The organism is Microcoleus sp. Pol11C2, assembly GCF_036701505.1.
Taxonomy (GTDB): Bacteria; Cyanobacteriota; Cyanobacteriia; order Cyanobacteriales; family Microcoleaceae; genus Microcoleus.
This window is the reverse complement of the sequence record NZ_JAUBQX010000114.1, coordinates 1-2,202: the sequence shown is the minus strand read 5'-3', so window position 1 is coordinate 2,202 and position 2,202 is coordinate 1. Positions and strand designations below refer to the sequence as shown.

The 2,202-nt window shown below is 36.6% G+C and carries 3 protein-coding genes and 2 pseudogenes; 1 reads left to right on the top strand and 4 read right to left on the bottom strand.

Annotated elements, in window-relative coordinates:
• Positions 1 to 100: 100 nt before the first annotated feature.
• The 4 genes and pseudogenes from QUA42_RS27505 to QUA42_RS27490 all read right to left on the bottom strand — a co-directional run.
• Positions 101 to 508, bottom strand: a pseudogene (locus QUA42_RS27505) (ISAs1 family transposase); the annotation flags it as partial.
• A 110-nt stretch (positions 509 to 618) separates the two neighbouring features.
• The gene (locus tag QUA42_RS27500) at positions 619 to 879 is read right to left on the bottom strand and encodes a transposase (RefSeq protein ID WP_333141840.1); all 261 of its coding nucleotides are present in this window, start codon (positions 877 to 879) and stop codon (positions 619 to 621) included.
• Between the two features lie 99 nt (positions 880 to 978).
• Positions 979 to 1,380, bottom strand: a complete 402-nt coding sequence (locus tag QUA42_RS27495) for a hypothetical protein (protein ID WP_333141838.1) — start codon at positions 1,378 to 1,380, stop codon at positions 979 to 981.
• Positions 1,381 to 1,389: 9 nt separating this feature from the next.
• Positions 1,390 to 1,719, bottom strand: a complete 330-nt coding sequence (locus tag QUA42_RS27490) for a hypothetical protein (protein WP_333141836.1) — start codon at positions 1,717 to 1,719, stop codon at positions 1,390 to 1,392.
• 187 nt (positions 1,720 to 1,906) lie between these two features.
• Here QUA42_RS27490 and QUA42_RS27485 point away from each other — a divergent pair.
• Positions 1,907 to 2,116 (top strand): annotated as a pseudogene (locus QUA42_RS27485) (transposase family protein); the annotation flags it as partial.
• Positions 2,117 to 2,202 lie beyond the last annotated feature (86 nt).

Genomic DNA, 2,202 nt, shown 5'->3' with positions numbered 1-2,202 from the left:
TTCATTTTTTTTGTCATAATCAAGTATTGCATATAATTGTACCGTACTCATGATAATGATTTAGGATTGCTATAGAGCGCTTGCACTTTCGCAAGAGGTCTATTGTTTTGCCATCGATGGCTATGACTTCTAGCTCCAATTTTTGGGTAATTGAATTTACCCAACTCAAAAAACACTCTTGAAACTGCTTCGGTTCAATTCGAGCAAATACTCGACTAAATGTATCATGAGAAGGAATTCCATTCGGCAGTTCTAGAAAACCTTTTAGCCATTCATGTTTAGCTTTTCCATAGAGTTCTCTTGCTCCCCATCCATCCGCACCGCTGATGACAGCTAGAATGGCAATGGCTACAATATCTATTAGTAAATGCTCTTTACTTCTTTCTATTCTTGGATCTGTCAATTCCTCAAAATGGTTCAAAAAACTAACGTTCAATAAGTCGGTCGGATTCGATACACTTATTGTTTTTTGTTGGGAAGTTAAAGTCGAAGTAAACCCTTTCACCATAGAGCGCACCTATGAATTACGTACTTGATTTAGCTAAATACTTTATCTTATCATGTTTTAGGTTGAAATTAAGATGCGTTTACCCTGGCAGATGAATGACAACTAGAGAGTTAATATTTGGCTAAATTTAAGGCAATCAGACTGGCATTAAAATGAAAATCCAGCCGTGGTAAATGACGAGCTTGACAATCAGACAATCCCGTAAATTGTTTAGCATCACGAAAAATAAATTCAATCTGGAAGCGAGCCTGATAATATTTAACAATTTGCTCAGGTGGTAAATGAATATCAGTGTTAAATAATAAACAATTTTTGATTTTTCCATTGGCTTGAACCTCAGAGATACAAGCCAAACTAATTTGGCAATTCAAACAACAACTCCCGACCACTAATGTATATAATGAAACTCCCGGTTTTATTTGTTTAACAAACTTAAGATGACTCAGATCTTGGCAGTCAACCTTACCATCCTATTTGCGAGGTGCTCCCAGTTTATTTTGTTCACCTGTATAGAGATAGCGTAGGTTAGCATCAGCTCTCAGCTTGCCAATAAAGTCTAAATTCAACTCCCGCACAGCCTCCCAGAATTTAGAGCGATAATAATAGCCATCAGCCACCAAATAACGTACAGAAGTTGGGAAGAAACAACGAGTATTCTTTAGATGTTGTGCATAGTCATCAACTCTTGTGAGGTCAGGCGTTGAGCTTTGAGAGTCCGGTTTTTTGCGAGTTTTTTTTGACCTGCTATTATTCGGTTTTTGTAGCAGTTTTTTCACGGGCTTTATTTGAGGACGTGATGGAGTTTGTTGCACGCTTAAGCTATAAGATAAACGAGTCTCAATTTCGAGAATAGAAATCACAGAAATTTCCAATCGCTGTTCCTATTTACCAGCTACACCATTATAAAAATAAGTTTTACCGTCAGTTTTTTTGCCACTTTTTGTTAAGAAAGAACAATCAATAACAGCAAGGACGGTGTGTTCAGGATTTAAGGCTTTTTCGAGGAAATATTGATTAAATTGTGGAAAGTTAAAGCTTTTGAGAAAGTGACGACGGTAGGTTTTTTCGCTCAAATAACTATAACGACTGAGATTCGTGAAGTTGACTTTACCATAGACGAGCAAAATAGTTGAGAACAAAGTGATTAAAAACTTCTTTTGGGGTTGACTAATCCCTGGCATTTGTTGTAAGATGGATTCCATAACATTCATAAGGCAATCTGTTGAGCTTGTGTGTTTTTATAGCTTAACCTCAAAGAGTGCCTTTTTTTCTGTTTGTTTTGGGTTCAGATTGCACTCACTTTTTTTACTTCTCTGTTTTATGGCGCTCGTATCTTTCTTTAAAAACTGTCCGAAGTATTGGTGAATCATTTAGGATTGCTATAGCTCAGAACAAGTCCGGGAAAGACCTAAAGACTATCAAGATCAGAAAAAGTGCTACTCAGGAAAGAAGAAAAATCATAGGCGGAAAAATCACTTGATTATCCTACAAAATAGAAGAGAGATAGTGGATGTTATAGTGGGGAAACCAGGATCCAAGAGCGATATTAATCTCTTTAGAGAGGGTGCATCTCACTTTTGCGAATGTGTCAAAAAAGAGTTAAAATGAAAAAGCTAGTAAAATCGTCAAATAAAGATGAGGTAAATAAAATGACACCTTCAGACCAACAACAGCTAAAAGCCCACTTAAAAGCG